This is a genomic window from Algirhabdus cladophorae (assembly GCF_044772865.1).
GTDB classification, from domain to species: Bacteria; Pseudomonadota; Alphaproteobacteria; order Rhodobacterales; family Rhodobacteraceae; genus Algirhabdus; species Algirhabdus cladophorae.
The window spans coordinates 73317-80000 of the sequence record NZ_CP173029.1; the positions used below are offsets into that span (position 1 = coordinate 73317).

The 6684-nt window shown below is 53.2% G+C and carries 7 protein-coding genes and 1 rRNA gene (1 of these 8 cut by a window edge); all 8 read left to right on the plus strand.

Annotation, left to right across the window (positions count from 1 at the left end):
- Positions 1–268: 268 nt before the first annotated feature.
- Positions 269–1744, plus strand: a complete 1476-nt coding sequence (locus ACIRQ6_RS00375; protein WP_420863942.1) for an FMN-binding glutamate synthase family protein — start codon at positions 269–271, stop codon at positions 1742–1744.
- A gap of 61 nt (positions 1745–1805) precedes the next feature.
- Positions 1806–2162: a selenium-binding protein SBP56-related protein gene (locus ACIRQ6_RS00380; protein ID WP_420862152.1), complete on the plus strand. Its 357-nt coding sequence runs from the start codon at positions 1806–1808 to the stop codon at positions 2160–2162.
- On the plus strand, positions 2149–2286 hold the full coding sequence (locus ACIRQ6_RS00385) for a hypothetical protein (protein WP_420862153.1): 138 nt from the start codon (positions 2149–2151) through the stop codon (positions 2284–2286). Before ACIRQ6_RS00380 ends, ACIRQ6_RS00385 begins: the two co-directional genes overlap by 14 nt.
- Before the next feature lie 36 nt (positions 2287–2322).
- Positions 2323–2712, plus strand: coding sequence for a rhodanese-like domain-containing protein (locus ACIRQ6_RS00390; RefSeq protein WP_420862154.1), 390 nt, complete (start codon positions 2323–2325; stop codon positions 2710–2712).
- 190 nt (positions 2713–2902) lie between these two features.
- Positions 2903–3802: a protein-methionine-sulfoxide reductase catalytic subunit MsrP gene (gene msrP, locus ACIRQ6_RS00395; protein WP_420862155.1), complete on the plus strand. Its 900-nt coding sequence runs from the start codon at positions 2903–2905 to the stop codon at positions 3800–3802.
- Entirely contained in the window at positions 3802–4422 is a 621-nt protein-coding gene (msrQ, locus tag ACIRQ6_RS00400) for a protein-methionine-sulfoxide reductase heme-binding subunit MsrQ (RefSeq protein ID WP_420862156.1), read from the plus strand. The genes msrP and msrQ overlap by 1 nt, the downstream gene beginning before the upstream one ends.
- A gap of 74 nt (positions 4423–4496) precedes the next feature.
- Positions 4497–5558 (plus strand): ATP-binding protein, encoded by a 1062-nt coding sequence (locus tag ACIRQ6_RS00405; RefSeq protein WP_420862157.1) that lies wholly within the window; start codon positions 4497–4499, stop codon positions 5556–5558.
- A gap of 994 nt (positions 5559–6552) precedes the next feature.
- A 16S ribosomal RNA gene (locus tag ACIRQ6_RS00410) occupies positions 6553–6684 on the plus strand; it runs 1330 nt beyond the window's last position.

Here is a 6684-nt window from a genome sequence, read left to right on the forward strand (position 1 = left end):
CCAGTGGATGCCGCAGCGGCAAGAAAAATGGTGAATTTGCGTTAATACGCAGTGAATTGATCAACAATGGTTTCGATGGGGTATTTTTGTTTCACGGTTTTGTTTCGGCTGGGCCAACAGTTCACGCAATTGGGTCCGATTGATCAAATCCACGTTGATGCTGGGCGAATCCCTGCCCTTTGCCCTTGCCCTGCTTGAGGTGGAATGGGCAGAGTGCCCCCAAGGGTAAACTAGGGTTAAATCGAGGGTGTTGGTCGGTATGTTTTTGATGAATTTCGCTGCAACAGCCATTCAGGTTCTGGTTGTCTTGTTTGTATTTGTAGTGGGGCTGGCGTTTTTGGCGGCATTGATCCTGTTCGTGATCGACCGGACCCAAACCGAAGATGCAGTCCGGCGCAATTATCCGGTGTTGGGCCGGTTTCGATATTTGTTTTCGACCTTGGGCGAATTTTTCCGGCAGTATTTCTTTGCGATGGATCGCGAGGAGCTGCCGTTTAACCGTGCCCAGCGTGAATGGGTCAAACGGGCAGGCGATGGGCATGGTAACACCATTGCCTTTGGATCAACCCGGAACATTGGTGTGGTTGGGACGCCTTTGTTTGTGAACGCGGCTTTTCCTCCTTTGGACAATCAGTTCGCCAGTTCCGAACCGATGCTGATTGGCCCAAACGCCAAGACGCCTTTTGTGGCCAAATCGATCTTTAATATTTCTGGCATGAGCTACGGCGCGATTTCAAAACCTGCGGTGCAGGCGCTTAGTCGCGGTGCCGCCAAAGCCGGGGTTTGGTTGAACACGGGCGAGGGTGGCCTCAGCCCGTTTCATCTGGAAGGCGGTTGTGACGTGGTGTTTCAGATCGGTACGGCCAAATACGGCGTACGCACCAAGGATGGCAAACTTGACGATGCAAAGCTAACCGAAGTGGCGGCCCACGAGACCGTGCGCATGTTCGAGATCAAACTGGCGCAGGGGGCAAAGCCGGGCAAGGGCGGGATCCTTCCGGGCGCCAAGATCACACCGGAAATTGCAAAGATCCGTGGGATTGATGCAGGCCAAGACAGTATTTCGCCCAATCGCCATGATGGGGTCGACGATTTTGAGGATCTTTTGGATATGATTGCCCATATCCGCGATGTCACAGGCAAACCTGTGGGCATTAAAACTGTAGTGGGGGCCGCTGCCCCGTTTGTAGAGCTTTTTGATTTGATCCTGTCACGCGGTGCAAACAGTGCGCCCGATTTCATCACCATCGATGGTGGTGAGGGTGGTACAGGGGCGGCCCCGATGCCGTTGATGGATTTGGTTGGCATGCCTATTCGCGAAGCCCTGCCGATGATTGCCACTCTTCGCGATGCAGCGGGTCTTAAGGACCGGATCCGGTTGGTGGCCAGTGGCAAGTTGGTCAATCCCGGTGATATTGCGTGGGCCATGGCGGCGGGCGCTGATTTTGTCACGTCGGCCCGGGGGTTCATGTTTTCGATGGGCTGTATTCAGGCCCTGAAGTGCAACAAAAATACGTGCCCCACAGGGATCACCACCCATGACCCGCGGTTTCAAAAAGGTTTGGTGCCGCAGGAGAAATATAAAAACGTTGCCAAATATGCGGCCTCGATTGTCAAAGAGGTCGAAACGATTGCACATTCTGTTGGTGTCTCGGAACCGCGGCAATTGCGCCGCGATCATGTACGTATTGTTCAACCCAATGGGACATCGGTGCCTATGAACGTGCTGCATCCGCAGGAATAGCTGCAGTTTGGGCGACGCGCTCGGGGGATCGGCCTCCAGATCCTTCGGGTCGGTCGAGACTATGTATCTTGGTAAGGACGGTTTAATTCCCCTAGAGGTTAAGGTTCTGCATGACCCCGACAGATCCCATGTGTTTTGCGGTGCGGCCCTTAGCTCGAACGTGATCCCTTTCTGGAAAACCGATGTAGGGAAATGGGACGGGGCAAAGATCATCGATGTGGAAAACGGGCCGCATCCAGAATGGCCACTCCCTGTGACTGGTGACATGCGGCAATATGATATCAGTGAACCGCATAATCCGGTTCTAATGGGGCAGGTTTGGATGGGTGGCCTTCTGTGCAAAGCGCCCGAGGTGGACGGCGTCAAAGTGGCGGGTAGGCCGAAGGCGTATCAACTCAGCCTAGATGCCAGACGCTGACATTGATCGTTTATATGACTATTGCGCCGTTTGTCTGGCCGAGATCTTAAAGTCGGTTCAATCCATCGCTATGGTCGAGGTGTTCCGCCCGTTCCGAAAGCCACGATTGGATCTGGCGATTTAACTCTGACCAAAGCAGCATCGCGAAAGGAATTATACCATGCCGCAAAAGATTACCAAACATGCCAAAGACCTCGTCAAAGATGCCCTCGCCGCAGTGCCCGCCCTATCGGTAGAAGACGCTCTGGAATTGGTTCAATCACCTGATCATGTTTTTGTTGATCTGCGCGATGGAACGGAACAGGCCAAAACTGGCATGATCCCCGGTGCTGTGGCCTCGTCCCGGGGCATGATGGAGTTCCACATCGATCCAGACAGCCCGGGCCACAAGCCAGAGTTCAACCAAGACAAAACATACGTCTTCTATTGTGCCTCAGGTGGTCGCTCCGCGCTGGCGGCAACGGTTGCAATCGACATGGGCTTGACCCCCGTTGTGAACTTAAGCGGCGGTGTTGCAGCTTGGATCAAAGGGGGCGGCGCGCTGGAATAGTGGCCAGATCCACACACGTAGGGGGGCTGCATCAAACGCGCGGCCCCTGCGGTTTCTTTTTTCCCAAAATACTCAAATCCACAGGCCAGCCAATTGTTACAACCGTAAACCTTGTCGTGAGGTGTGGTGGTTTTGCTTTGGAATGGGCCCGACTTAGGTAACAACGAACAAAACTTAAGGAGGCCGACCCATGGCGTATCGCTGGAAAAACACTCTGACTTATAATGACGTCACCCCTAAGGCGGCGTTTTTGAACCGTCGCCAGTTGATGGCGGGGGCGGCTGGGATGGCTGCGGCTTCCATTATGAGCCCTGCGATGGCGGCTGATCTTCAACCCAACACGTTTGAAGAGATCACGCAGTACAACAACTTTTATGAGTTCGGCACAGGCAAGACGGATCCCGCGACCTATGCGGGCGCTTTGACCACAGATCCATGGTCGATCGTGGTAGACGGTCTGGTTGATAACCCCGGTGAATACAGTGTGGCCCAACTGACCGAAGGTTTGACCGAGGAAGAACGCATCTACCGGTTCCGCTGTGTCGAGGCATGGGCCATGGTTGTGCCTTGGAACGGGTTCGAGCTGAAAGACATTCTCGAAAAAGCAGGTGTTCAAAGTGGCGCGAAATATGTGGCCTTTGAAACCTTGGTGCGGCCAGAGGAAATGCGCGGTCAACGGACCCGCAGCCTGGATTGGCCTTACCGCGAAGGTTTGCGTTTGGACGAGGCGATGCACCCGCTGACCTTGATGGCCACGGGGATTTATGGCCAGCCGATGCCAAATCAAAACGGCGCGCCGATCCGTTTGGTTGTGCCGTGGAAATATGGGTTCAAATCGATCAAGTCGATTGTGCGGATCACCCTGACCGAGGACGAGCCACCCACCAGCTGGAATATGGCCAATGCCCGCGAGTACGGGTTTTACAGCAACGTGAACCCAACTGTGGATCATCCGCGTTGGTCTCAGGCCTCCCACCGCACCATAGGTGGTGGTCTTTTTGCCAAGCGCGAACCGACACTGATGTTCAACGGCTATGAAGACGAAGTAGCAGGTCTTTATGCTGGTATGGATTTGAGCAAGCAGTTCTGATGGATATCGCAGCCCCCCTCAACACGGCCCTGCGCAAAGTGCCAGCTTGGACGTTGTATATAGTAGGCGCTGCCTATGCGGCGTGGCTCTTTTATCTGGGCCTGACTGGTGGATTGGGTGTCGAGCCGATCAAAGCGTTGGAACATGCTTATGGCCTAGTGGGGCTGCAATTGATGATTGCTGGATTGGCGATCACGCCTTTGCGCAAATATGCTGGCTTGAACCTGTTGAAGTTCCGCCGCGCTATCGGCCTTTTGACGTTCTTCTTCATTCTGGCGCATTTGTTGGTGTGGTTGGTGCTGGATGTGCAGGTATTGTCCGAGATCTGGCGCGATATCGTAAAGCGAACATATATAACTGTCGGAATGGCTGGGTTTGTTTTGATGCTGCCCTTAGCAATCACGTCGAACAATATGTCCCTGCGTAAAATGGGGGCCGCGAGCTGGCGCAAATTGCATAAGCTGACGTATGTCGCGGCTTTATTGGGGGCGCTACATTTCTTATGGCTGGTCAAAGGCCTGCAAATGGAGCCGATCCTATATACTGCTGCGATCGTGGTGTTGTTGGTTCTGAGGGTTACGCCCAAGCTGGCCCAACGCACGGCTGCGCGCACTGCTTAAAACTTTAAGTTTACGTTAACGCGATAGTAAGGGCGCGTGCTGTTAATGGCTCCACTGACTCAGTGGAGACCGCAATGGCGCAAAACTTTGCCATATATCAACAGATTGTTGTGCCCGTCCTTATCTTGGAATTGACCCCTGCGGGGCATTTCAATGTGGTTGGCGCCAATGACGCCTGGTGCGTTGTGGCCGAAATGGACGAAGCCCACTGCAAGGGGAGGTCCTTGACCGAGGTGTTCGACGCGCGCTCGGCGGCCATGTTAGAAAAGATGATGATTGCCGTGCACCGCAATGGCAGCGCCGAACGTAGTATGTGCCATATGGACCTGCCTCAGGGACCATCTTGGTTTGATGTCTCTTTACGACGTGCGCCTATAGATGCAGACGGCATTGTGCGGATCGTAGCCACAATGAACGACATTACTGATCAGCAAGAGGTCAAGAACCGTCTGGTGCAACACTATACACACCATCTGGATATGAAGCAGCAGATGGAACAATTCATGAGTTTTGCGGCCCATGACTTGCGATCACCTATGCGCAATGTCCAGATGTTAGCAGAATTGCTGCGCGAGGATTTTGTCGATCACGGGGACGGCAAGCTCGAAATGATCGACATGTTGGAAGACATCGCAACCAAAGCCTCTAATCTGATCGACGATATGCTGAACTACGCGCGCGCCAGCGATTTGCGCGAGACATTGGCTCGCGTAGAACTGTGTGAGGTGTGTAGTGATATCTCTATGGTGTTGGACCCGCAGGGGCGGCATTCCATTTGGGGCGATGCAGTTGTGGTGGAAACAGATCCGATGCTGCTGCGGATCTTGCTGCAGAACCTGATCGACAACGCGATCAAATATGCAGGCGATCAGGCCGAGATTAACGTGCAACTGGTTGATGCGCCTTCGGGCTTTGTCACACTGAGAGTGTCGGACAACGGACAGGGGTTCGATGACCCCTCTGTTGTATTCCTCTCTGAGGGTACGTTTAAAGTGGGATCCGGCTTTGGTCTTTTTGGATTAAAGCGCTTGATCGAAGATCGGGGTGGCCGGATTTGGGCCGTGGCGCCCTCCGATGAAAAAGGCGCAGTTATTATGGCAGAGATTCCCGGGGCCATTATGAAGGCCGTCGCCTGACCGACTATAAAGATCAAAGGGCCGGGCCCGTGCGCCTAAGGCCCAAAAGGTGAATTCACTCATTTGGCCAATATGGCGCGCGCGCTGATGTTCAATGACGCGGCTTTAAATCAGTGATGTGGTGGGCGCACCGTCGAGAATTGTCGATTCCGGTGATTTGAAACACCCGGTTCAATCGTGGCCTTTGAAATTCGCCCAATATTCGGGCGGTTTGACGCGGTTATTTCGAGTCATTGCCCCATTTAACCGCGCTGTGATGCTGTGAATCACCCCGAGTCAGCGATTCATTTTCAGGCTGAGACGTTTTTTTCGACTTTTTTGAGTGAATCGCAGAGCGATTCATCCGAGTCTTGGCGCGATTCAGTTCGCAAAGCGGCAGATTCACAGGACCTCTTGGGGATAGGGCTGTGGATAACTCTATATGTAGGGGGTAAACGGGTTTCGGGACCGCAATAAAATTGCGTTTGCCCTAAGGTCCAAAGAAAAATTCTTACTTAAACCTATGAAAAACATGGAAAAATCAGGAAAAACAGAAAAAATGCATTTTTGTTGAAAAAAGGGGTTGCGGGTCTGCGCCACTAACCGTAGAACCCACTTCACCGGCGGCGCTGAGATGCACCAACGGGACGCCAGACAGGCCAGACGGAAGCGGAAACGCAGACAGAAAGCCAGACGGTGGATAAGAAAATCTGAGGTATCTGAGGCGGGGCGCGCCAAACAAGTTAGGGCGCACACTGTCACTTTTGTCTCTACGCTATTTGAAATTGATATACACTGAAGAGATATGTGGGCGGTTTGGTTCATTCGATGGATCAAACTTCTTCATATCGCGCTAGTAGGGGCAACCCGATAATCTAGTGTCAGCTTCACTGTTTGGACGGCTTCTGGTTACTTTGGTAACTGAAAGCACAACCAAACGGTAAACTGGTCCAACCAGCCGGTTGGACCGATGTGCAGAGGTTCGAACGTCAAGGATAAGCAAGCAATTGCTTTTCAACTTGAGAGTTTGATCCTGGCTCAGAACGAACGCTGGCGGCAGGCCTAACACATGCAAGTCGAGCGCACCTTCGGGTGAGCGGCGGACGGGTTAGTAACGCGTGGGAACGTACCCAGATCTACGGAATAG